Here is a 24385-nt window from a genome sequence, read left to right on the forward strand (position 1 = left end):
CGCCGCGGCGGAGGTCAGAAATGACCTCCGCTTTCAGCGGAGCGCGCGCGGCCAGTGCGAACCGTTGCCGACAGCACCGCGATCATCAGGATCGCGTTGTGCAGCCGACCGTCGAGCACCGCGTCGACGACCTCGTCGAGCGGTGCCCAGCGCAGCACGATCTCGGCCTCCTCGTCGGTGCGGTCGAACTTCAGCGTCGCGCTCAATCCGCGGGCCTCGTAGACGTGCAGCACCTCGTCGCTGCCGCCCGGGGTGGAGTGGAACGTGATCGGATCGCTCCATTGACTCGCCTGCAGGTCCGCCTCCTCCGCGAGCTCCCGTTTCGCGGCCGCGAGCGGCTCCTCACCCTCCACGTCGAGCAGCCCGGCCGGGATCTCCCAGTCGCGCGTGCCGATCGGCTGCCGGTACTGGTTGATGAGCAGCACGCGATCCTGCTCGTCGATCGCGAGGATGGCGACCGCGCCCGTGTGCCGCACGTACTCCCGCACGAGCTCGCCGTCGCCGAATCGCACGCGGTCGCGCACGACATCCCACACCTTGCCCTCGAAGACCGTCTCGCGTTCGAGCAGCTCGGCCGGATCACGCAGATCGGCCAGAGGTCCGCTCTGGAGCGCGTCGCGGTCCATTCAGACCTCCGCGGGCTCGGCGATGACGCCGATCGACTCGGTCGCCGGAGCCATCTCGGCCGGGCGCTCCCCGGCTCCTGCACCTCGAACAGCCGCGTCGCGTTCTGCCGCTCGAGCGCCGCCTCGACGAGTCCGCGGAACAGCGGGTGCGCGCGGTTGGGGCGCGAACGCAGCTCGGGATGCGCCTGGGTGCCCACGTAGAACGGGTGCACGTCGCGCGGCAGCTCGACGTATTCGACGAGCGAGCGGTCGGGCGAGACGCCGGAGAAGACGAGCCCCGCGTCGGCGATCCGGTCGCGGTAGTGGTTGTTGACCTCGTACCGGTGCCGGTGCCGCTCGGAGACCTCGCGCTCGCCGTAGAGGTCGGCCACGAGCGAGCCGTCCTGCAGGCGCGCCGGGTAGAGCCCGAGCCGCATCGTGCCGCCGAGGTCGCCGTGGTCGATGATGTCCACCTGCTCCGCCATCGTCGCGATCACCGGGAACTCGGTGTCCGGATCGAACTCGGAGCTCGAGGCGCCGGGCAGCCCCGCCACATTGCGCGAGTACTCGATCACCATGCACTGCAGGCCCAGGCACAGGCCGAGCACCGGGATGCCGTTCTCGCGCGCGAACCGTAGCGCGCCGAGCTTGCCCTCGATGCCGCGCACGCCGAACCCGCCGGGCACGCAGATGCCGTCGACGTCGCCGAGCAGCCGCTGCGCGCCCTCGGTCGTCTCGCACTCGTCGGAGGGCACCCACCGGATCGCGACCCTGGTCTCCTGCGCGAACCCGCCGGCCTTGAGCGCCTCGGTCACCGACAGGTAGGCGTCGGGCAGGTCGATGTACTTGCCCACGAGCGCGATCGTCACCTCGTGCTTGGGCTCGTGCACGGCGGTGAGCAGGTCGTGCCAGCCGTCCCACACGACATCGCCCGCCTTCTCGTCGAGGCGCAGCTGCTCGATGATGTAGGCGTCGAGGCCCTGGTCGTTGAGCATGCTCGGGATGTCGTAGATCGACGGCACGTCGACCGCGTTCACGACGGCGCGCTCGTCGACGTCGCACATGAGCGCGATCTTGCGCTTGTTGGCCTCGCTCACCGGCCGGTCGCTGCGCAGCACGAGCGCGTCCGGCTGGATGCCGATGGATCGCAGGGCCGCGACCGAGTGCTGGGTCGGCTTGGTCTTCTGCTCGCCCGACGCACCCATGTAGGGCACGAGCGACACGTGCACGAAGAAGACGTTGTTGCGGCCGAGCTCGTGCCGCACCTGCCGCGCCGACTCGATGAACGGCTGGGACTCGATGTCGCCGACGGTGCCGCCGATCTCGGTGATGATCACGTCGGGCACCGGCCCGCCGTCGGCCGGCGGCTCGGCCTGCAGCCGCATCCGGCGCTTGATCTCGTCGGTGATGTGCGGGATCACCTGCACCGTGTCGCCGAGGTACTCGCCGCGACGTTCGCGCTGGATCACCCGCGAGTAGATCTGCCCCGTGGTCACGTTCGCGGCCTGGTCGAGGTCGATGTCGAGGAAGCGCTCGTAGTGGCCGATGTCGAGGTCCGTCTCGGCCCCGTCGTCGGTGACGAACACCTCGCCGTGCTGGAACGGGTTCATCGTGCCGGGATCGACGTTGAGGTACGGGTCGAGCTTCTGCATCACGACGTGCAGCCCGCGGGCCGTGAGCAGATTGCCCAGACTGGCGGCGGTGAGGCCCTTGCCGAGCGAGGAGACGACGCCCCCGGTGACGAAGATGTGCTTGGTAACGACCTGACCCGTATTGACCACCACGGGGTTTCAGCTTATCCCGACGTCATCGCGGTTCGCTGTGACACTCCGCTCTCTGAGACGCCGCTGGTGGCTCTTGAGCCGATCCGGCGCCCGAGACGGGCACCGGGACTGGCGTCGCGGCGAAGGCCAGAAATGGCCTTCGCTCCTAGCTCCAGCGTCCATGCGCGGCTTCGAGCAGCTCCCGCGCGTGGGCGAGCGCGTGCGCCGAGTCGGGCGACCCCGAGAGCAGCCGCGCCATCTCGAGGGCGCGATCGTCCGCGTGCACGAGCCGCACGCTCGAAGCCGTGACCGACCCGTCGCTGCCCTTCTCGACGACGAGGTGGTTGTTCGAGAACGCGGCGACCTGGGCGAGGTGGGTGACGACGATCACCTGGGACGTCTCGGCGAGCCGGGCCAGCCGTCGCCCGATCTCGGTCGCCGCCGCCCCGCCGACTCCCGCGTCGACCTCGTCGAACACGAAAGTCGGCACCGGGTCGCTGCCCGCCAGCACCACCTCGATCGCGAGCATCACCCGCGAGAGCTCGCCGCCCGACGCCCCGCGCGACACCGGCCGGGGCTCCGCGCCCGCATGGGGCTGCAGCAGGATCGCGACCTGGTCGCGACCGGTCAGCGTGAGCTCGCGCTCCTCGACCTCCACCACGAGGCGGGCATCCGGCATCGCGAGCGAGCCGAGCTCGGCGGTCACGGCGTCGCCGAGCCGGCCGGCGGCCTCCCGTCGGATCGCCGTGAGGGCCGCGGCGAGCTCCTCGACGCGTGCGCCGTCGGCCGCGACCTCCTGCTCGAGCAGCGTGATGCGGTCGGCATCGCCGTCGAGTTCGAGCAGGCGGGTGCTGCCGGATTCGAGATAGTCGATGACCTCGTCGAGGCCGGGCCCGTAGCGGCGGACGAGGGATGCCAGCGTCGCCCTGCGCTCCTGGATCGCCTCCAGCTCCCGGGCGCCATCCGCGTCGAGCCCCCGAGGTAGTGCGACAGCTGGGCGGAGACCTCGCTGAGCGCGAAGGACGCGGAGGTCAGCGCCTCGAGGATCGGCGCGAGCGCGGTGTCGTGCTCGACGACCCGCTCCACGGCGTGCCGGGCGCCCTCGACGAGCGCCACGGCATCCGGACCCCCGTCGAGCAGCTGCGACGAGATGCGCTCCTGCGCCTCGGCGGCGGCGAGCCGCAGGTCCTCGAGGTTGGTCAGCCGCGCGGCGCGCTCGGCGAGCTCATCGTCTTCGCCGCGCTGCGGCGCCGCCTTCTCGATCTCCTCCATCGCGATGCGGAGCTCCTCCGCCTCGCGGCCGCGCCGGTCGCGCTCGGCGACGAGCACGTCGAGCTCGGACTGCTCGGACTGCCAACGCCGGAAGACGTCCTGGTAGTCGCCGAGCACGGTCGCCAGCTCCTGGCCCGCGAACCGGTCGAGCGCCTCGCGCTGGGCCGCCGCCGACTTGAGCCGCAGCTGCTCGGACTGGCCGTGCACGACGACGAGATGCTCGCCGAGCTCGCCGAGCACCCCGACCGGCGCCGAGCGACCGCCCACGGTCGCGCGGCTGCGCCCTCGGCCGAGACCTCGCGGGTCAGGATGAGCTCACCGGCACCGGTGCCGTCCTCGTCGAGGTCGCCGCCCGCGTCGCGCACCCGGTCGGCGACCGGCCCCGTCGACGCGACCTGCCAGTGCCCCTCGATGACGGCGTGATCGCTCCCGGCGCGGACGATGCCGGAGTCGGCGCGATCGCCCAGCAGCAGGCCGAGCGCGGTGACGACCATGGTCTTGCCGGCGCCGGTCTCGCCCGTCAGCGCCGTGAAACCCCGCCCGAGGGGAAGCCGGGCGTCCCCGATCACGCCGAGATCGCGGATGACGATCTCCTCGATCATGGAGCCGCCTCGCCCGCGGCATCGTCGTCGAGTGCGGCGGCGACGGCGATCGTGTCGGTCACCGGGTCGTCGCGACCCGGGCCACGCCACCCGCCGACCGGCAGGGAGAACTTGCCGACGAGCCGGTCGGTGAACGGCCGCGGGGTGAGCCGGGCGAGCCGCACCGGGATGGGCGAGCGACGCACCACGACGCGCGCCGCGGTCGGCAGATCGAACGTGCGCCGTCCGTCGGCCCACAGCACGCCGGAGGCCGTCGACCGCGGCAGCAGCTCCACGGCGAGCGAGGACTGCGGGCCCACCACGAGCGGACGCGCGAAGAGCGCGTGCGCCGACAGCGGCACCATGAGCATCGCGTCGACGCTCGGCCAGACGACCGGACCGCCGGCCGAGAACGAGTACGCGGTCGATCCGGTGGGCGTCGACATCACGACGCCATCGCAGCCGAAGCTCGACAGCGGCCGCCCGTCGACCTCGACGACGACCTCGAGCGAGCGTTCGCGGTTGGCCTTCTCGACCGACGCCTCGTTGAGCGCCCAGGTCTCGTACACGACCTCGCCGCGCAGCTTCACCCGCACCGAGAGCGTCATCCGCTCCTCGACCTCGTAGTCGCGGGCGAGCGCGCGCGTCACCGTCTGGGCCAGGTCCTCGCGCTCGGCCTCGGCCAGGAAGCCGACGTGCCCGAGGTTCACGCCGAGCAGCGGCGCATCCGTGCCGCGGGCGAACTCCGCAGCACGCAGGATCGTGCCGTCGCCGCCCAGCACGATGACGAGCTCGATGTCGTGGGAGGCGACATCCGCACCCAGCAGCGCGAGCGGCGCCAGATCCGGCGCGGCGCGCAGCAGGTCGTCGTGCTCGTCGTCGGAGACCACCGGGACGAGACCCGCCGCGATGAGCTGCCGGCACACCTCGATGCCGGCCTGGAGGGAATCGTCGCGACCGGTATGGGCGATCACGAGGAGATGCCGCGCATCGGTCATCCGTGCTCCTTCTCCTGGTGGCGCCGGAACACCGGCCGATCGTGCGGCGTCAGGTCAACGCCGACACCGTGTCCCTCCATTCTGAGGGATCGCCCCCGACGCTCGCGCTGAAGTGCACCAGATACTCGTGGTTCCCCGCTCCGCCGAGGATTGGGGAGGGGCGAGGCCGGCCGTGCGCAGCCCGAGGTCGTGCGCCGCCCAGAGCACGCCCGTCACGGCATCCTGGCGCAACGACCGATCGCGCACGATGCCCTCGCGCACCCCCTGCCGGCCCACCTCGAACTGCGGTTTGATCAGCAGCGCGAAGTCGGCATCCGGTGCCGTCGCCACGAGGGCGGGCAGCACCACGCCGAGCGGGATGAACGAGAGATCCGCGACCACCAGGCTCGCCGGCTCCGGATCGCCGACCCAGTCCGCCACCGAACCCGCGGTGATCGTCCGGGCGTTGCGACCCTCCACGACGACCACCCGGGGGTCGGAGCGCACCGGCTCGGCGAGCTGCCCATGCCCCACGTCGAGGGCGAGCACCCGGCGCGCTCCCCGCTCGAGCAGCACCTGCGTGAAGCCCCCGGTGCTCGCCCCGATGTCGAGCGCGAACCGCCCCGCGGGATCGATCCCGAACGCGTCGAGCGCCGCGACGAGCTTGTGGGCCGCTCGGCTGACGTACGCGTCGGCGCCCGTGAGGTCGAGCACGGCATCCGGAGCCACCCGGGTAGCCGCCTTCGCCACGGGCACGCCGTCGACGCTCACCCGGCCCTCGGCCAAGGCGCGGGATGCCTCGGCGCGCGAGCGGGCGAGCCCGCGCCGCACGAGCTCGGCATCGAGTCGCGCTGCGGGCATGTCGCCGTCGCGGGCGGTCAGCGGCGCGGCGCGTCGCCGGCTTCGAGCCGGATGCGCAACTCGTCGTGCAGGTGCCCGAGCGCCTCCGCCCGGGTCTCGAGCGGCTGATCCTCGATCACCCGCAGCCGCGAGAGCAGGCCGTCGCGGGTCTGGTCGGTGTCGTCGCTCACGACCAGGAATATAGCTCGGCGGCGACGTCGAGCGCGTAGATCGGCTTGCCGGTTCCCCAGATCGCGGCAGCGGCGGCCCTCAGGATCTCGATCGGCTCGGAGGCGCGCTCCAGTCGCACCGCATCGTCGGCGACCGTGACGACCGCTCGCCCGGAGCGGATCCGCGTCGTGCCGCGCTTCTGCTCGACGGTCGGCGCCGGGTAGGGCTGGAACAGGTCGCGCAGGTCGGCGAGCAGGTAGTGCGGGCGGGAATCCTTCTCCGCGGCCAGCACCTGCTTCGGTCCGTCGATCCCGGTCATGACGAGCGCCGAGGTCTGCCCCGCCCGGTTGGCGCCGACGATGTCGGTGTCGAGGCGGTCGCCGACGAAGAGCGGATGGTCGCCGCCGAACCGTGCGACCGCGGCATCGAAGATCGCGCGTTCGGGCTTGCCCGCCACGACGGGCAGCCGGCCCACGACCGTGTGCACCGCCGATACCAGTGTGCCGTTGCCGGGCGCGATGCCGCGGGTCTGCGGGATGGTCCAGTCGGTGTTGGTGGCGATCCAGGGCATGGTCGGGTCGGCGCGGAGGGCGTAGCTCGCCTCCGCGAGGTCCGTCCACGCGACCGATGGATGGAAGCCCTGGACCACGGCGGCCGGGCCGTCCTCCGCCGACCGCGTCACCGTGAATCCGGCTTTCTCGAGCTCGGAGGTCAGGCCCTCACCGCCGACGACGAGGACCATCGACCCCTCCGGCACCTGCTCGGCGAGCACGGTCACGGCCGCCTGCGGCGAGGTCACGATCTCGTCGGGGCTCACCCGCAGCCCCAGCTCGGTCAGCTGCGCGGCCACGGTCGCATCCGTGCGCGAGGCGTTGTTCGTCAGGTAGGCGACGCGCACCGCCTGCTGGGCGCGATTGATGCTGTCGACCGCGTGCGGGATCGGCGCCGAGCCCGCGTAGACGACGCCGTCCAGGTCGAGCAGCAGCAGGTCGGCGCCGTCGAGCGGCCGCGCCTGCTCAGTCGACCGCGCCATCCGGCTGCTCCTCCTCGATCACCTCGACGATCTCCTCGCCCTCCGGGATCGCCGCGCGGTCGAGCGCGATCGACGCCCGGTCGGAGCGCTGCCACCACTGCTCCGCCTCATCGTCGCGGCCGAGCTCCTCGAGCACGGTCGCGTACGCATCGAACAGGGCGGGGCTCCAGGCGAACGCGCGCTCCGGATCGAGCTGCGGGATGCGGAGTTCCTCGAGCGCCGCCTCCGGCTGTCCGAGATCCAGACGCGCCCCCGACATCGCGATCGCGAGAGCGACCTGCACGGCCGGGTCGAGCCGATCCCGCGGCACGCTGCGCCCCAGCTCGAGCGCCTTCTCGGGGCGGCCCACTCCGCGTTCGCTGTCGACCATGAGCGGCAGCTGGTCGTCGCGCCCCGAGATCCGGCGGTAGGTGCGGAGCTCGCGCAGCGCGAGCGCGAAGTCCTCCGTGGCATACGCCGTGATGCCGAGGCTCTCCCGCACGACGGCGATCCGGCCGCCGCGGCGCTCGGCGGCCAGTGCGTGCCGATGCGCCAGGGCCGGATCGGAGTCGATCAGGCGACCGGCCATCACCAGGTGCTGCGCGACCGCGTCGGCGTTCTCCTTGGTCAACGTCTTGAGCTCGGCGCGAGCCGCCCTGTCGAGCTGGGCGGGCAGCACGTCCTCGGGGATCGGCGGATCGTCGTGCCGCGGTCGAGACGCAGCATCCGTCGTCGGTGCACCCCCGTCACGACGCGGGGGCCGGGCGCCGCGCTGCTGGGGCGCGCCCGCGCCACTGGACCGACGCGGACCGCCGGCACCGCCGGCACCGCCGCGACTCGGACGCGCGGCTGCGTCGCCGCGATCCGGCCGGCCGGTGCCGGTGCCACGCTCGGGACGACCCGCGCCATCACCGCGCTGCGGACGACCGGCACCACCGTCGCGCTGCGGACGACCCGCACCGTCACGCTGCGGACGCCCAGCACCACCGTCGCGCTGCGGACGACCCGTACCACCGTCACGCTGCGGGCGGCCGACACCACCATCACGCTGCGGACGACCCGTACCACCGGAACGATCCGGACGACCTGCTCGGCCTCCGGATTGCGGCCGGCCCGACGCGCCGCCTCGGTCGGAACGACCATCGCCGCCACGTCGTGGACGTTGCTCCGCCATCGTCAGTCCTCTCGAAAAGCTGCTTAAACACGAGGAGGCCACCCAGCAATGGGTGGCCTCCTCGGAAAGAAGTCCGGCGGTGTCCTACTCTCCCACAGGGTCTCCCCTGCAGTACCATCGGCGCAGAAGGTCTTAGCTTCCGGGTTCGGAATGTAACCGGGCGTTTCCCCTTCGCTATGGCCGCCGAAACACTATTGATGTGTCATCGTCGTCGGCGCTGATCTCTCAGCGACGCTCCCGACCGTACATCGAGAGCTACAAGTGGACGCGAGCATCAGCAAAACTGATGTTATCAAGTTATCGGCTTATTAGTACCGGTCAGCTGCGTGGGTCTTTAGTCCCCACTTCCACATCCGGCCTATCAACCCAGTCGTCTGGCTGGGAGCCTCTCCCCCGAAGGGATGGAAATCTCATCTTGAAGCCGGCTTCCCGCTTAGATGCTTTCAGCGGTTATCCGTTCCGAACGTAGCTAATCAGCGGTGCTCCTGGCGGAACAACTGACACACCAGAGGTTCGTCCGTCCCGGTCCTCTCGTACTAAGGACAGATCTTCTCAAATTTCCTACGCGCGCAGCGGATAGGGACCGAACTGTCTCACGACGTTCTAAACCCAGCTCGCGTACCGCTTTAATGGGCGAACAGCCCAACCCTTGGGACCTACTCCAGCCCCAGGATGCGACGAGCCGACATCGAGGTGCCAAACCATGCCGTCGATATGGACTCTTGGGCAAGATCAGCCTGTTATCCCCGAGGTACCTTTTATCCGTTGAGCGACAGCGCTTCCACAAGCCACTGCCGGATCACTAGTCCCGACTTTCGTCCCTGCTCGAGCCGTCACTCTCACAGTCAAGCTCCCTTGTGCACTTACACTCGACACCTGATTGCCAACCAGGTTGAGGGAACCTTTGGGCGCCTCCGTTACTCTTTGGGAGGCAACCGCCCCAGTTAAACTACCCACCAGGCACTGTCCCAGAACCGGATTACGGTTCGTAGTTAGACATCCAGAGTGACCAGAGTGGTATTTCAACAATGACTCCACGAACACTGGCGTGCCCGCTTCAAAGTCTCCCACCTATCCTACACAAGCCACACCGAACACCAATACCAAGCTGTAGTAAAGGTCACGGGGTCTTTCCGTCCTGCTGCGCGTAACGAGCATCTTTACTCGTAGTGCAATTTCGCCGAGTTCGCGGTTGAGACAGCTGGGAAGTCGTTACGCCATTCGTGCAGGTCGGAACTTACCCGACAAGGAATTTCGCTACCTTAGGATGGTTATAGTTACCACCGCCGTTTACTGGGGCTTAAATTCAGAGCTTCGCCGAAGCTAACCCTTCCTCTTAACCTTCCAGCACCGGGCAGGCGTCAGTCCGTATACATCGTCTTGCGACTTGGCACGGACCTGTGTTTTTAGTAAACAGTCGCTTCCCACTGGTCTCTGCGGCCTTCAAGGCTCCAGGAGCAAGTCCCTTCACCCATTCGGCCCCCTTCTCCCGAAGTTACGGGGGCATTTTGCCGAGTTCCTTAACCACGATTCTCTCGATCTCCTTGGTATTCTCTACCTGACCACCTGAGTCGGTTTGGGGTACGGGCGGCTAGAACCTCGCGTCGATGCTTTTCTCGGCAGCATAGGATCACTGATTTCTCCCGTGAGGGATACGCGTCGGGTCTCAGGCTATATAGGAGACGGATTTGCCTATCTCCTGCCCTACACCCTTACACCAGGACAACCATCGCCTGGCTCAGCTACCTTCCTGCGTCACACCTGTTAATACGCTAGCCGCACCAGCATGGGGTCGAGCGTTAGGCCGGCCGCTTCACCCCGAAGGGATCCGTCAGCCGGATTAGGACTCTTAGCACTACTGGATTAGCTGGGGCGGTTCTTCGCCGGTACGGGAATATCAACCCGTTGTCCATCGACTACGCCTGTCGGCCTCGCCTTAGGTCCCGACTTACCCAGGGAAGATTAGCTTGACCCTGGAACCCTTGGTCTTCCGGAGGACATGTTTCTCACATGTCTTTCGCTACTCATGCCTGCATTCTCACTCGTGTGGCGTCCACGGCTGGGTCACCCCGCCGCTTCACTCGCCACACGACGCTCTCCTACCAATCCGCACGGCTGGACCACGAAGGCCTACCACATGTGCGAATTCTACGACTTCGGCGGTGTGCTTGAGCCCCGTTACATTGTCGGCGCGGAATCACTTGACCAGTGAGCTATTACGCACTCTTTCAAGGGTGGCTGCTTCTAAGCCAACCTCCTGGTTGTCTGTGCAACTCCACATCCTTTCCCACTTAGCACACGCTTAGGGGCCTTAGTCGGTAGTCTGGGTTGTTTCCCTCTCGACGATGAAGCTTATCCCCCACCGTCTCACTGCTGCGCTCTCACTTACCGGCATTCGGAGTTTGGCTGACGTCAGTAACCTTTTGGGGCCCATCGGCCATCCAGTAGCTCTACCTCCGGCAAGAAACACGCAACGCTGCACCTAAATGCATTTCGGAGAGAACCAGCTATCACGAAGTTTGATTGGCCTTTCACCCCTATCCACAGCTCATCCCCTCGGTTTTCAACCCAAGTGGGTTCGGTCCTCCACGACGTCTTACCGTCGCTTCAACCTGGCCATGGATAGATCACTTCGCTTCGGGTCTAGGGCATGCGACTGGATCGCTCTATTCGAACTCGCTTTCGCTACGGCTACCCCTCACGGGTTAACCTCGCCACATACCGCTAACTCGCAGGCTCATTCTTCAAAAGGCACGCTGTCACAGCTGCTAGGGCTGCTCCAACGGTTTGTAAGCAGACGGTTTCAGGTACTATTTCACTCCCCTCCCGGGGTACTTTTCACCTTTCCCTCACGGTACTTGTCCGCTATCGGTCATCTGGGAGTATTTAGGCTTACCAGGTGGTCCTGGCAGATTCACACGGGATTTCTCGGGCCCCGTGCTACTTGGGATCCCTTCCGCCTCTGCGCGACATTTCGGTTACGGGACTGGCACCCTCTGCGGTCGGCCTTTCAATGCCGTTCACCTATATCGCGCACGTCGACGTGTACTTCGGCAGAAGTACGTGAAGGTCCCACAACCCCGACCATGCAACGCCTGCCGGCTATCACACATGATCGGTTTGGCCTGTTCCGGTTTCGCTCGCCACTACTAACGGAATCGCGGTTGCTTTCTCTTCCTGTGGGTACTGAGATGTTTCACTTCCCCACGTTCCCTCTACCCGCCCTATATATTCAGGCGGGAGTCATCAGGTCGCACAAGTACGCCTGACGGGGTTTCCCCATTCGGAAATCCTCGGATCGAAGTTCGCTTATCAACTCCCCGAGGCTTATCGCAGATTGCTACGTCCTTCTTCGGCTCCAGATGCCAAGGCATCCACCGTCTGCTCTTAGAAACTTGACTACATGAGTTTTGAATCGCGTCTCGCACCAACCGAAGCCGGCGCAAGACATGACCAGTGTGTCCGGTCGAAACCGGACCACTATTTGTAGATCAGAAGTCCGAAGACTTCGAATCTAAGATGCTCGCGTCCACTGTGTAGTTCTCAAAGTACGGGCGGTACCCCGTCCGCGCCTGCCATCACGCCGGCAACGGTCGAGGTCCTGAGTTCTGGCAGCTCCGACATGCGGAGGCGACCGGTCCCTCAGGACCCAACAGCGTGCACGCCCCGAGCACTCGCTTCCGATCCGTTCCTTCACCGAAGTGCGTACTGGGATCTCGAGTCCGAGCTCAAGGCCTATGTCAATGTTCCACCCATGAGCTGACCACCTCGAGACATTCGCTCGAGAAGTGGCTCTGGGATCGCAAGCGATCCAGATGCTCCTTAGAAAGGAGGTGATCCAGCCGCACCTTCCGGTACGGCTACCTTGTTACGACTTAGTCCTAATCACCGATCCCACCTTCGACAGCTCCTCCTTGCGGTTGGGCCACTGGCTTCGGGTGTTACCGACTTTCATGACTTGACGGGCGGTGTGTACAAGGCCCGGGAACGTATTCACCGTGGCGTTGCTGATCCACGATTACTAGCGACTCCGACTTCATGAGGTCGAGTTGCAGACCTCAATCCGAACTGAGACCGGCTTTTTGGGATTCGCTCCACCTTGCGGTATCGCAGCCCTTTGTACCGGCCATTGTAGCATGCGTGAAGCCCAAGACATAAGGGGCATGATGATTTGACGTCATCCCCACCTTCCTCCGAGTTGACCCCGGCAGTCTCCTATGAGTTCCCACCATTACGTGCTGGCAACATAGAACGAGGGTTGCGCTCGTTGCGGGACTTAACCCAACATCTCACGACACGAGCTGACGACAACCATGCACCACCTGTATACGAGTGTCCAAAGAGTTCTCTATTTCTAGAGCGTTCTCGTATATGTCAAGCCTTGGTAAGGTTCTTCGCGTTGCATCGAATTAATCCGCATGCTCCGCCGCTTGTGCGGGCCCCCGTCAATTCCTTTGAGTTTTAGCCTTGCGGCCGTACTCCCCAGGCGGGGCGCTTAATGCGTTAGCTGCGACACGGAAACCGTGGAATGGTCCCCACATCTAGCGCCCAACGTTTACGGCGTGGACTACCAGGGTATCTAATCCTGTTCGCTCCCCACGCTTTCGCTCCTCAGCGTCAGTTACGGCCCAGAGATCTGCCTTCGCCATCGGTGTTCCTCCTGATATCTGCGCATTCCACCGCTACACCAGGAATTCCAATCTCCCCTACCGCACTCTAGTCTGCCCGTACCCACTGCAGGCCCGAGGTTGAGCCTCGGGTTTTCACAGCAGACGCGACAAACCGCCTACGAGCTCTTTACGCCCAATAATTCCGGACAACGCTTGCACCCTACGTATTACCGCGGCTGCTGGCACGTAGTTAGCCGGTGCTTTTTCTGCAGGTACCGTCACTTTCGCTTCTTCCCTACTAAAAGAGGTTTACAACCCGAAGGCCGTCGTCCCTCACGCGGCGTTGCTGCATCAGGCTTGCGCCCATTGTGCAATATTCCCCACTGCTGCCTCCCGTAGGAGTCTGGGCCGTGTCTCAGTCCCAGTGTGGCCGGTCACCCTCTCAGGCCGGCTACCCGTCGTCGCCTTGGTGGGCCATTACCTCACCAACTAGCTGATAGGCCGCGAGCTCATCCTGGACCGAAGTTCTTTCCAGACGCTGAAGATGCCTTCGCGTCTCGTATCCGGTATTAGACGTCGTTTCCAACGCTTATCCCAGAGTCCAGGGCAGATTGCTCACGTGTTACTCACCCGTTCGCCACTGATCCGCAGGAGCAAGCTCCTGCTTCACCGTTCGACTTGCATGTGTTAAGCACGCCGCCAGCGTTCGTCCTGAGCCAGGATCAAACTCTCCGTAAAGGTGTGGTAGCACGCCGACCGAAGTCGACGGCAAACCGTACGCCGCGACCGGGGAAAACCGATCGACGACGTGAATTTGATCTGACTGAAAGGATCGTCTACTGACAATCCGTCAATCCAAAGGAATCTCTGCTCTGACCGAAGTCAGGGCACGAGGTAATATTTGGCATTTGACATAGTGCACGCTGTTGAGTTCTCAAGGATCGGGCGCACCTGACCTCCGCCTTCTTCAGGCTCGGCGTCAGGGCAACTGTCCTAACTTACCCATCCGGACGCGGCTGGTCTTGCGACACACCGCCGGAACCGAAGTTCCGAGTCAGGATGGGTTTTCGATCGTACCACGCGGGGCGCAGCCGTGTCCGGCTCGTTCCGAGTGGGGATCCGTCCCGCTTGAGGCCGGCGGGCTCTCGGCCCTGCCGCACCTTTGGGGTGACAGGGAGTTACATTACGGGCGGTTCGGCCGCGTGCCAAATCGGGCGCGAATCCCGGGCGTGTCGCGCTAGCCGCAGTACTCCGAGCGCCAGTTCCGGACGCCCGAGGAGGACACCGCGGACTGCACGAGCGACCGGTTGTCGGCGTCGTTGACGGTGCGCTGCGCCGTGACGGTCTTGATCACCTCGGAGCCGGCGGCGGCCACCGTCGCAACCTTCGACCGGATGCCGGCGGGCGACGCCTTCGCCAATGCGTTCCAGCGATCGACGAAGGCCTGCATCGCACTCAGCGAGGCCGGCACGGAGGTCGCCGGCTGGGGCCACCCGCCGTCGTCACGGCCCAGGGTCGGGTCCTTGTTGATCGCGGCACAGAATCCCGCGCTGGCGGCGGCGACGCGGTCGTGCGCCTGCTGCTGCCGGAGGACGTTGTAGCCCGCGTAGGCGCAGCCCGCGGCGACGATGCAGAAGACGACCCCGACGGCCATGCCCGCCTTCAGCAGCCCGATCACCCAGCCCCGACGCGACGAGCTGCGGACCGCCGCGATGATCGATCCGATCAGTCCGACCGGGGGCACGAGGAACGCCAGGGCGAACAGGATGCGCTCGAGCGGCGTCGAACGCGCCAGCTGCTGTTCGTCGACCTCCTCGTAGTCACCGGGCAGCAGCGGACCGGAGAGATCCCGCGGCGAGCCGGCCATCGAGGGCGACGCGGGCGGTGCCGGCAAGGTGGGAGCGGGCGCAGGTGCAGCGCCCGGGGGCGGTGCGGTCACGGGAGCGGCATCCGGCGAGGGTGGCGCTCCCGCCGGCACCGGGAGAGCCGCGGCGAAGATCGACGCGGGTGCCGGTTCGGATGGGGCGGGCTCCGGAGCGGGCGGTTCGAACGTCGGCGGATCGGGAACGGTCGGCGCCACCGCGGCCCGTCGGCCCCGGGCGGGCGCGATCACCGCGCCTCCGAAGGCGGGAGCCGGGACCGGTCCAGCGGGCACGCTCGTCACCGGGGCGGCGCCCGCCGGCGCGGCAGCGGGGCCGGTCGGATCCGCAGTCGCCGGATCGGGACGCGCCGGCTCGCGGGGCGGGGAGACGCCGACCGGCACCAGCGGCGGCGGTGAGAACGGCGGCCGGGACGCCGGATCGGACACCGGAGCTCCGCGCGGCGCCGCGGCGGGAGCGGGATCGGGGAACGGGGAGCCGAACGCGGGCGGGATCTGCGCCGACGGCGGCACGGAACCGGCCGGCGGAACCGGCGCGGCAGCCTGCGCCGGAAGGGGCGCGGTCCGCGGCTCGAACAGGCTCGACAGCGCGTCGAGCCCGTCGCGCGTCTCGTCCTCGGAATCCATCGGCTGCCTCCGGTGGGAGCCTATGACACCGGCGGTTCCCGTCGAGCGCGCCGACGCCGAGTCGCCCCCGAACGGGGGCGCTCAGACGTGCCGCACGCCGGCGAGGGTGCGCTTGCCGCGCCGCAGCACCGCCACTCCCCGGCCAGCAGCCCATCTCCGAGCACGGCCGCGGTGTCGTCGATCCGGCCGTTGTTGAGGTACACGCCGCCCTGCTCGATCGCGCGGCGCGACTCCCCAGGCTCGAGGTGAGGCCGGCATCCACGAGCAGCTGGGCGATCGGGGTGTCGCTCGCCCCGGTCGCCGACGGCAGCTCCGAGATCGCGGACTCGAGGGTGGCGGCGTCGAGCGCGGCGAGGTCGCCCTGCCCGAACAGCGCCTCGGACGCCGCCATCACGGCATCCGTCGCCGGCTCACCGTGCACGAGCGACGTCACCTCACGCGCGAGCGTGCGTTGCGCGGCGCGCTTGAAGGGTTCCGCCGCGACGGCCGCCGCGAGCTGCTCGATCTCGGCACGCGTCAGGAAGGTGAAGACCTTGAGCCTCTCGATCACGTCCGCGTCGTCGGTGTTGAGCCAGAACTGGTAGAAGGCGTAGGGGCTGCAGAGCACGGGGTCGAGCCAGATCGCGTTGCCCTCGCTCTTGCCGAACTTGGTGCCGTCGCTGTTGGTGATGAGCGGCGTGCCGATCGCGTGCACCGACGTCCCCTCGGCGCGGTGGATGAGGTCGACCCCGCTCGTGAGGTTGCCCCACTGGTCGCTGCCTCCGGTCTGCAGCCGGCAGCCGTGCTCCCGGTACAGATGCAGGTAGTCCATGCCCTGCAGGATCTGGTAGCTGAACTCCGTGTAGGAGATGCCCTCGGCGCTGTTCAGGCGCGAGGCGACGATCTCCTTCTTGATCATCGTGCCGACCCGGTAGTGCTTGCCGATGTCGCGCAGGTAGTCGATGACCGACATGGGCTCGGTCCAGTCGAGGTTGTTGACCATCCGGGCCGCATTCGCGCCCTCGAACGACAGGAAGCGCTCGACCTGGGCCCGTAGCAGGGCGACCCACTCGGCGACCTGCTCCTTGGAGTTCAGGGTGCGCTCGGTCGTCGAGCGGGGATCGCCGATCAGGCCGGTCGAGCCGCCGACCAGACCCAGCGGACGATGACCGGCGAGCTGGATGCGGCGCATCGTGAGCAGCTGCACCAGGTTGCCCAGGTGCAGGCTCGCGGCGGTGGGATCGAACCCGCAGTAGAACGTGATCGGCTCGCCCGCGAGGAGCCGCTTGAGCTCGCCCTCGTCGGTCGACACCTGCACGAGCCCGCGCCAGACGAGCTCCTCCCAGACGTCGTCGAACGTCGGATCATTGGCCGGGCGATGCACCGGATCAGGCTACCGGCTGCTCGATAGGCTCACCGCGTGCGAGCGATCCCCCGCCATCGGGCCACCCGTCTGCTCCTCGCCGCGGTCGCACTCGGCCTCACGGCCGGCGGCATCGCGCTGGACGCCTCGCCCGCGCACGCGGACGACACGGCCCTCACCTTCGCGTCGTTCCACGCCGACTACACGCTCGGCCTCGACGCGGCGGGCCACTCGACCCTCGCGGTGACCGAGACGATCGTCGCCGACTTCCCGACCGCCGACCTGAATCACGGCATCCTGCGCGCCGTGCCGAGCTACGACGAGACGACCAGGGTCGAGAACGGCTTCACGCTCCGCAGCGTCACCGACGACGGCCGACCGGCTCACGTCGACGTCAGCCGCGACGGCGACTTCACGCAGCTGCGGATCGGCGACGCCGACCGTTACGTGCACGGTCGGCACACCTACGTCATCCGGTACACCCAGCTGCACGCCGCGCATCCGTTCGACAAGGGCGACGACGAGTTCTACTGGGACGTGAACGGCGACGGCTGGGGTCAGGGCTTCGGCGCCGTGAGCACGACCGTGCACCTGCGCGACGGACTCGCGAGCCGGCTCACCGGCCGGACCGCGTGCTACCCGCCCCCGGGCGGCGGGGAGTGCGCCCTGCAGCGCACGTCCGACGGCTTCACGGCGAAGACGGACGCGGTCGGGCCGTACTCGACGCTCACGATCGCGATCGGATTCCGCCCGCACACGTTCACCCCCGGCCCGACCCCCGACGATTCCTGGGTGGTCGCGGTCGCGCCATGGGTGCTCGCCGGCCTCGTCGCGGCCATCGCCGTCGCGATCGTGCTGCTGCGGCTCGTGTTCTGGCGCGACGCGCCGGGAGCGATCATCGTGCCGCGCTACGAGCCGCCCGAGGACATCGGGGTGATGTCGGCCGCGATGCTGCTGCACCGCGACGCCGCCGCACTGCCCGCGGTGCTCGTGCAGTTCGCGGTCACGGGCGCGGCGCGTCTGGTCGAGGATCCCGACGCCGAGCACGACGAGCGCTACCGCCTCGACCTCGTCGACCCGGATCGCCTCACCCAGACGGACGACCGCGCGGCGCTCGAGAAGGTCTTCGGCGGCACGCAGAAGCACAAGCGCCTCGTGCTCGACCGTTCGGACCGCAAGCTCGGGGATCGCCTTCGCACGCTGCAGCAGCAGGCCCACGGGGCGCTGCGCGCGCGTCGGCTCGTCGTCGGCCGCAAGAGCCCGCTCACCACGCTCATGCGCTGGGTCGCGTTCCTGTGCATGGCCGGCGCGGTCGCGATCTTCCTCTGGGCGGACGACCGTGACGTGGTCGGCCCGGAGTGGGTCTGGCTCGTGCTCGCCGTGCTGGTGGGCGCACCGATCACGATCGCCTTCGCCGGGATGCCGGAGCGCCTGAGCGCGAAGGGATCCGCGATCCGCGACCAGCTGCTCGGTCTGCGCGACTATCTGGAGCTGGCCGAGGCCGACCGGCTACGGGTGCTGCAGAGCCCGCAGGGCGCCGAACGGACCCGGATCGACCCCGCCGACGACGCGGCCGTCGTCGATCTCTACGAGCGCCTCCTGCCGTGGGCCATGGTCTGGGGTGTCGAGGGTCGCTGGGCGAAGGTGCTGGGCGAGCACTACGCGACGACGCCGAGCGCCGCACCCTCGAACCTCGATCTCACGGGGCCGGCGCTGCTCGTCGGACTCGCGGCGTTCAGCCACTCGATGCAGCCGAGCGGCTTCGCCGCGACGCCCACGGTGTCGTCGAGCTCGTCATGGTCCGGCTCCGGTTCCAGCAGCTCCTTCGGCGGGTCGTTCGGGGGCGGGTTCTCCGGCGGCGGGGGCGGCGGTGGAGGCGGAGGCGGCTGGTGATCCGGCGTCGCGGGCCTCGCTGAGCCCCTCGCGCGCATCCTGCTCCGCGGCCTCCTCGGGCAGGTCGGGCGGCTGCGGCGGGTAGACCCAGGTGACGAGAGCCACCGAGATCATCATCAGCAGGAACCAGGAGCCCATCTTCGAGATCGGCACCGGATGCCATCCGTGCAGCTGCGAGGGTACAGCCACGTGCCGCTGGCGGTGCCCACGTTCTCGGCGATCCAGATGACGAACGCGACGCCCACGAAGGCGGCGAGCAGCGGCATCCGGACGCGCACCCGCAGGATGCGGAACTCCATCGAGGTGACCCAGAACAGCGTGACGACCGCGGCGATGAGCAGCCAGCGCAGGTCGATGATCCAGTGGTGGCTGAAGAAGTTGACGTAGATGAGCGCGGCGAGCACCCCGCCGACCCAGCGCGGCGGATAGCGGTCGAAGCGCAGGTCGAACAGCCGGAACACGCGCACGAGGTACGAGCCGACCGCGGCGTACATGAAGCCGGAGAACAGCGGCACGTTGGCGATGTGCAGCACGCCGCCCGGCGGGTAGATCCACGAGCCGACGTCGGTCTTGAACAGCTCCATGACGGTGCCGACGACGTGGAACAGGATGATCACCCGCAGCTCGCGCAGCGTCTCGAGGCGGCCGAGCACCATGCAGACCTGCACGAGCACGGCGAGGATCGTGCGCAGATCGTTGCGATCGAGCGCCGCGTGATCGGGGTACCAGAGCTCGGTGCCGACGAGCACGGCGAGCATGATGCCGCCGAAGAGCGCGGCCCACGCCTGCTTGGCCCCGAAGACGAGGATCTCGACGAGCGCACCCCGGACCCGGCTGAGCGCCGGCCGGCCGGGGCGGTCGAGGATGCGGTGGGCGGCCGCGTCGATGATGCGCTCGACAGAGGTCAGCCCGGCCACGGTTCACCGTAGTCAGGCGGAGGTGAGAGCTCGTCCTCCTGGCCGTCGGAACGTTGACTCGTGTGTAATCAACGTATTATGCTTGATCAGGACTCGATCAAAGGATTTCCATGCTCACGATGACGGCGGACCAGATCGACAGCCGGCACGGCGACGATCTCGCAGACGACGCGCTCGAGATCCTTCTGGGCCTGGGAGCGGACCGGTACGTGCTCCCCCGACCGCACGGCCGGCGACGAGGTCCAGGCCCTCGCGCGCGACGGCCGCGCGGTGCTCGACGCCGCGCTCGCCCTGCTCCGCACCGGCGATTGGCGGGTCGGCATCGGGATCGGACGCGTGCGTCTCCCGCTCCCTGACGTCACCCGCGCGGTCGGCGGCAGCGCCTTCGTGAACGCGCGCTCCGGCGTCGAGGAGGCCCGTCGCCATCCCTACGGCTGCGTCGTGATCGCCGACGACGCCCGTCAGACCGCCACGATCCAGCCGCTCATCGACCTGCTGCTCTACTTCCGGGGCCGCCGCACCGATCCCGGATGGGAGATGTGGGACCTCATGGAGGGCGGGCTCAGCCAGAAGGACGCCGCCGCGCGGCTCGGGATCACGCCGCAGGCGGCGTCGCGACGCGCGCTCGCGGCCGGCGTGCGGCTCGACTCGGCGGCGCGCGGCGCGTTGGCCTCGCTGCTCGACACGGCCGATCCGGATGCCGCGCCTGTCGCGGACTCCGACGGGCGCGGCAGCGGGGAGGATTGAGCCCATGATCGTGCCCGTCGTGCTCGAGGTCGTCGTCTGGCTGCTCGCGATCCTAGTGACCGCGGGCGCCTTGGTGCTGTCCGCACTCGCGGCGCGGATGCGCCAGCCCCTGCTGGCGCTCGTCGCCCTGCTGCCCGTCGGTCTCGGTGCGCTCCTGCTGGCCTTCCGGCTCGCAGTGCCCGCCCCGGCCCCCGCGTTCTGGGTGATGCTCGCCCTCGTGGTCGCGGCGCTCGGCGTCGTCGCGGGGAGCCCGCTCACGATGCTCGTGCTGCGCCGGACGGCGCCTGCGCAGACCGAGCGGGAGGGCGTCGCGGGCGGCATCGTCGTCGAGGGCGAGGACGGCCGGAAGCCGCGAGAGGTGCTGCGCGGCGGCGCGATCATCGGCTACCTCGAGCGCGCGGCGATCGTCGTCTCCATCGTCGTGGGGCATCCGGAGGCGGTCGCCGTGATCGTCGCCGTGAAGGGCCTCGGCCGGTTCTCGGAGCTCAGCTCGCCCGAGGTGCGCGAACGATTCATCATCGGCACCCTCGTGAGCATGATCTGGGCAGCGGCCTGCGGCGGGATCGTGTGGCTGGCGGGGTCGGTCTTCTAGCCGGCCGCTTCTCGGCGCGCGGCTCCGCGGCGAGCGCCTCTGGTTGCATCACCCCGGCGCGGATGTCGGTGCCCGCGTGGTGCAGACGTGGGCGCTCGGGCTCAGCGCACGGCGGGAGTGCGGCGCTTCGGGCTGTGCTTCTTGTAGGGCGAGACCGTCGGGTCGCCCGGGATCCAGAACCGCCACGGGTACGCGTCCGTGCCGCCCGCCCCCGAGACGCCCGTGCGCGGACCGGTGGCGACCTCCGGAGCGGGCCGGCCGGCGGGCTCCAGCGTGATCGGGCCCGACGAGAGGTCGTCGCCGTCGTCGGAGAGCGCGATGCCGAGGGCCACCGTGAGGCGCGCCGGCCCGCGGGCGAGGTCGGCATCCGATCGCGTGGTCGTGCGTCGCTCGCGCGCCAGATCGGCGCCGTCGACGATCTCGCCCGCGCGCAGCAGCACGGCGGTCGCGGTGCCCTCCGGCGAGCACACCACGTTGGCGCAGGTGTGCATGCCGTAGGTGAAGTAGACGTAGAGGTGGCCGGGCGGTCCGTACATGACGGCGTTGCGGCGGGTGCGACCGCGGAAGGCGTGCGAGCCGGGGTCGAGCTCGCCGAGGTAGGCCTCCACCTCGGTGATCCGCATGCTCACGCCGCGGCCATGCAGCACCGCACCGAGCAGCAGCGGCGCGACCTCGATCGACGGCCGCTCGAGCAGGTCCAGCGGCGCGCTCACGGCCGAGCCGGCGGCACCTGCGTGAGCGAGGCCGGGGCGAGCCCGCGCACGGCGGCCACCAGCTCCGTCAGCTGCTCCGCGACGCGCTCCGGCGCGGTGCCGCCGCGCTGGTCGCGGGCGGAGAGCGATCCCGCGACGGTGAGCACCGAGCGCACCTCGCCGGTGAGCCGCGGATCGATTCCCGCATAGTCGGCGTCGCTCGCCTCGTGCAGCCCGATCCCCGCTCCTCGCAGAGCCGGACGAGCGCGCCCGAGATCTCGTGCGCCTCCCGAAACGGCACGCCGCGCCGCACGAGCCAGTCGGCCACATCGGTCGCGAGCGAGAAGCCCTCGGGCGCCAGAGCCGCCATCCTCTCCTCGTCGAACACCAGGGTCGCGACCATGCCGGCGAACGCGGGCAGCAGCGTCTCGAGCGTGCGGACGGCGTCGAAGACCGGCTCCTTGTCCTCCTGGAGGTCGCGGTTGTACGCGAGCGGGAGGCCCTTGAGCGTGGCGAGGAGCCCGGTCAGGTCGCCGATCAGCCGACCCGCCTTGCCCCGGGCCAGCTCCGCGATGTCGGGGTTCTTCTTCTGCGGCATGATGCTCGAGCCCGTCGAATAGCCGTCGTCGAGACGCACGAAGCCGAACTCGCGGGTGTTCCAGACGATGATGTCCTCGGCGAAGCGCGAGAGGTCGATGCCGATCTGCGCCGCGATGTACGCGAACTCGGCCACGACATCGCGCGCCGCCGTCGCGTCGATCGAGTTCGGCAGCGGCTCCCCCAGACCGAGCTCGCGCGCCACGATCGCGGGGTCGATGCCGAGCGCGTTGCCGGCGAGCGCCCCCGCCCCGTAGGGCGATCCGACCGCGCGCGCGCGCCAGTCGCGCAGTCGCTCCAGGTCGCGCACGAGCGGCCAGGCGTGGGCGAGCAGGTGATGCGCGAGCAACACCGGCTGGGCGGACTGCAGGTGGGTGCGGCCCGGCATCGCGGCGCCCGGGTGCGCCTCGGCCTGCCCGGCGATCGCGTCGATGAGCTGCACGAGCTGGTGCCGGATCGCCTCGGCATGGTCGAGCAGGTAGAGCCGGATGAGCGTGGCGATCTGGTCGTTGCGACTGCGGCCGGCCCGCAGCCGCCCTCCGAGCTCGGGGCCGACCTCGACGACGAGGGCCGCCTCGAGCGCGCCGTGCACGTCCTCGTCGGCATCGGTCGCCACGAGCTCGCCGGAGGCCAGCCGCGCCGCGACCGCGTCGAGCCCGGCGTGCATGGCGGCCTCGTCATCCGGCGACAGCAGGCCCGCCGCGGTGAGCGCGCGGGCGTGCGCGTGCGACCCCGCGATGTCGTACGGCCACAGCTCCCAGTCGAACCCGGTGGAGCGGCTCAGCGCGGCGAGCTCCGGCGACGGGCCGCCGGCGAACCGTCCGCCCCAGAGCGCCACGTCAGTCCCCCGAGCTGTGGGACGGCAGGTCGCGGCGCGCCGAGATCTTCGACGGCAGCGACCACAGCTCGATGAAGCCCTTGGCGAGCGACTGGTCGAAGGTGTCGCCCGTGTCGTACGTGGCGAGGGAGAAGTCGTAGAGGCTCTCGACGCTGCGCCGGCCCGTCACGGTCGCCCGCCCGCCCGCCAGCGTCATCCGGATGTCACCGGACACGTGCTGCTGCGTGTGGTCGATGAACGCGTCGAGGCTGCGCTTGAGCCCCGAGAACCAGAGTCCGTCGTAGACCAGGTCGGCCCACTGCACCTCGACGCCGCGCTTGTAGCGGCCGAGGTCGCGCTCCAGCGTCAGGTTCTCGAGCTCTTCGTGCGCCGCGATGAGCGCGAGCGCGGCCGGGGCCTCGTAGACCTCGCGGCTCTTGATGCCGACGAGGCGGTCCTCGACGATGTCGATCCGGCCGATGCCGTGCTTGCCGGCGAGGGCGTTGAGCTGCTGCACCGCCTCGAGCGGCGAGACGACCCTGCCGTCGATCGCGACCGGCACGCCCTCGGCGAAGGTGACGGTCACCTCGTCGGCCGGGCGGTCGACCGACGGGTCCTGCGTGTATTCGTACAGGTCCTCGATGGGAGCGTTCCACGGGTCCTCGAGGAAGCCGGTCTCGACCGCGCGACCCCACACGTTCTTGTCGATCGAGTAGGGGTTCTTCTTGCTCTGCTTGATCGGAAGGCCGTGCTCCTCGGCGTAGGCGATCGCCTTGTCGCGGGTGAGCGCGAGGTCGCGGATCGGCGCGATGCTCGTGAGGTCCGGAGCGAGAGCGGCGACCGCGGCCTCGAAGCGCACCTGATCGTTGCCCTTGCCCGTGCAGCCGTGGGCGACCGAGTCGGCGCCCAGCTCCTTCGCGACGCGCGCGAGGTGCTTCGCGATGAGGGGCCGGCTGAGAGCCGAGACCAGCGGATAGCGCTTCTGGTAGAGCGCGTTCGCCTTCAGCGCCGGCACGATGAACTCGTCGGCGAACTCGTTCTTCGCGTCGACCACGACCGCCTCGACGGCGCCGCAGTCGAGGGCGCGCTGCCGGATGTCGTCCATCGACTCGCCGCCCTGGCCGACGTCGACGGCGAGCGCCACGACCTCCTTGCCGGTGGCGTCGTGCAGCCAGCCGATGCCGACCGAGGTGTCGAGTCCGCCCGAGTAGGCGAGGACGACGCGTTCTGCCATGTGCTGTGTCTCCTTGAGTTCGGAATCAGTCTAAAGATCGGTG

At 68.6% G+C, this 24385-nt stretch carries 13 protein-coding genes, 3 rRNA genes and 5 pseudogenes; 3 read left to right on the plus strand and 18 right to left on the minus strand.

Going from position 1 to position 24385, the window contains the following annotated elements:
- Positions 1-14: 14 nt before the first annotated feature.
- From QQK35_RS01500 to tyrS, 14 genes and pseudogenes are all read right to left on the minus strand, one after another.
- The gene (locus tag QQK35_RS01500) at positions 15-626 is read right to left on the minus strand and encodes an NUDIX domain-containing protein (protein WP_284252331.1); all 612 of its coding nucleotides are present in this window, start codon (positions 624-626) and stop codon (positions 15-17) included.
- A 77-nt stretch (positions 627-703) separates the two neighbouring features.
- Positions 704-2389, minus strand: a pseudogene (gene pyrG, locus QQK35_RS01505) (CTP synthase); the annotation flags it as partial.
- A gap of 145 nt (positions 2390-2534) precedes the next feature.
- Positions 2535-4242: pseudogene (gene recN, locus QQK35_RS01510) on the minus strand (DNA repair protein RecN).
- Positions 4239-5219, minus strand: coding sequence for an NAD kinase (locus QQK35_RS01515; protein WP_284252333.1), 981 nt, complete (start codon positions 5217-5219; stop codon positions 4239-4241). The pseudogene recN and the gene QQK35_RS01515 overlap by 4 nt, the downstream one beginning before the upstream one ends.
- 49 nt (positions 5220-5268) lie before the next feature.
- Positions 5269-6059: pseudogene (locus tag QQK35_RS01520) on the minus strand (TlyA family RNA methyltransferase).
- Between the two features lie 17 nt (positions 6060-6076).
- Positions 6077-6229, minus strand: a complete 153-nt coding sequence (locus tag QQK35_RS01525) for a hypothetical protein (protein WP_284252334.1) — start codon at positions 6227-6229, stop codon at positions 6077-6079.
- Positions 6226-7242, minus strand: coding sequence for an HAD-IIA family hydrolase (locus tag QQK35_RS01530; protein WP_284252336.1), 1017 nt, complete (start codon positions 7240-7242; stop codon positions 6226-6228). The genes QQK35_RS01525 and QQK35_RS01530 overlap by 4 nt, the downstream gene beginning before the upstream one ends.
- Positions 7226-7900 carry a tetratricopeptide repeat protein gene (locus QQK35_RS01535; protein WP_284252338.1) on the minus strand — a complete coding sequence of 225 codons (675 nt, stop codon included), beginning with the start codon at positions 7898-7900 and terminating at the stop codon, positions 7226-7228. The genes QQK35_RS01530 and QQK35_RS01535 overlap by 17 nt, the downstream gene beginning before the upstream one ends.
- Entirely contained in the window at positions 7849-8373 is a 525-nt protein-coding gene (locus QQK35_RS01540) for a hypothetical protein (RefSeq protein WP_284252340.1), read from the minus strand. Before QQK35_RS01540 ends, QQK35_RS01535 begins: the two co-directional genes overlap by 52 nt.
- Positions 8374-8466: 93 nt before the next feature.
- A 5S ribosomal RNA gene (gene rrf / locus QQK35_RS01545) occupies positions 8467-8583 on the minus strand.
- 100 nt (positions 8584-8683) lie between these two features.
- Positions 8684-11796, minus strand: a 23S ribosomal RNA gene (locus QQK35_RS01550).
- A gap of 425 nt (positions 11797-12221) precedes the next feature.
- A 16S ribosomal RNA gene (locus QQK35_RS01555) occupies positions 12222-13743 on the minus strand.
- The 16S, 23S and 5S rRNA genes sit together here, the layout of an rRNA operon.
- 499 nt (positions 13744-14242) lie before the next feature.
- A complete protein-coding gene (locus QQK35_RS01560; protein WP_284252342.1) occupies positions 14243-14899 on the minus strand; it encodes a hypothetical protein in 657 nt (218 codons plus the stop codon).
- Positions 14900-15592: 693 nt separating this feature from the next.
- Positions 15593-16874, minus strand: a pseudogene (gene tyrS, locus QQK35_RS01565) (tyrosine--tRNA ligase).
- Positions 16875-16910: 36 nt separating this feature from the next.
- Here tyrS and QQK35_RS01570 point away from each other — a divergent pair.
- Entirely contained in the window at positions 16911-18746 is a 1836-nt protein-coding gene (locus QQK35_RS01570; protein ID WP_284252344.1) for a DUF2207 domain-containing protein, read from the plus strand.
- 116 nt (positions 18747-18862) lie between these two features.
- On the opposite strand, the gene QQK35_RS01575 is transcribed toward QQK35_RS01570, so the two are convergent.
- Complete coding sequence (locus tag QQK35_RS01575) at positions 18863-19663, minus strand: DUF817 domain-containing protein (protein ID WP_431311789.1); 801 nt, start codon at positions 19661-19663, stop codon at positions 18863-18865.
- Between the two features lie 270 nt (positions 19664-19933).
- Between QQK35_RS01575 and QQK35_RS01580 the strand changes: the two genes are divergently transcribed.
- Positions 19934-20410: a DNA-binding protein gene (locus tag QQK35_RS01580; protein WP_284252346.1), complete on the plus strand. Its 477-nt coding sequence runs from the start codon at positions 19934-19936 to the stop codon at positions 20408-20410.
- A 4-nt stretch (positions 20411-20414) separates the two neighbouring features.
- Positions 20415-21002, plus strand: a complete 588-nt coding sequence (locus QQK35_RS01585) for a hypothetical protein (protein WP_284252348.1) — start codon at positions 20415-20417, stop codon at positions 21000-21002.
- Between the two features lie 101 nt (positions 21003-21103).
- Here QQK35_RS01585 and QQK35_RS01590 read toward each other — a convergent pair whose 3' ends face one another.
- The 3 genes and pseudogenes from QQK35_RS01590 to QQK35_RS01600 form a co-directional block, all read right to left on the minus strand.
- Positions 21104-21715: a DNA-3-methyladenine glycosylase gene (locus QQK35_RS01590; protein WP_284252350.1), complete on the minus strand. Its 612-nt coding sequence runs from the start codon at positions 21713-21715 to the stop codon at positions 21104-21106.
- Positions 21712-23129, minus strand: a pseudogene (gene argH, locus QQK35_RS01595) (argininosuccinate lyase). The gene QQK35_RS01590 and the pseudogene argH overlap by 4 nt, the downstream one beginning before the upstream one ends.
- 1 nt (position 23130) lies before the next feature.
- Positions 23131-24342: an argininosuccinate synthase gene (locus QQK35_RS01600; RefSeq protein WP_284252353.1), complete on the minus strand. Its 1212-nt coding sequence runs from the start codon at positions 24340-24342 to the stop codon at positions 23131-23133.
- Between the last annotated feature and the right edge of the window lie 43 nt (positions 24343-24385).

This window comes from Pseudolysinimonas kribbensis, from assembly GCF_030161895.1.
In the GTDB taxonomy this organism is placed as follows: domain Bacteria; phylum Actinomycetota; class Actinomycetes; order Actinomycetales; family Microbacteriaceae; genus Pseudolysinimonas; species Pseudolysinimonas kribbensis.

Excerpts from the sequence above, each read along its gene's own strand:
- QQK35_RS01500 (WP_284252331.1), bottom strand. The coding sequence starts at position 626 with ATGGACCGCGACGCGCTCCAGAGCGGACCTCTGGCCGATCTGCGTGAT.
- QQK35_RS01515 (WP_284252333.1), bottom strand. The coding sequence starts at position 5,219 with ATGACCGATGCGCGGCATCTCCTCGTGATCGCCCATACCGGTCGCGAC.
- QQK35_RS01530 (WP_284252336.1), bottom strand. The coding sequence starts at position 7,242 with ATGGCGCGGTCGACTGAGCAGGCGCGGCCGCTCGACGGCGCCGACCTG.
- QQK35_RS01585 (WP_284252348.1), top strand. The coding sequence starts at position 20,415 with ATGATCGTGCCCGTCGTGCTCGAGGTCGTCGTCTGGCTGCTCGCGATC.
- QQK35_RS01600 (WP_284252353.1), bottom strand. The coding sequence starts at position 24,342 with ATGGCAGAACGCGTCGTCCTCGCCTACTCGGGCGGACTCGACACCTCG.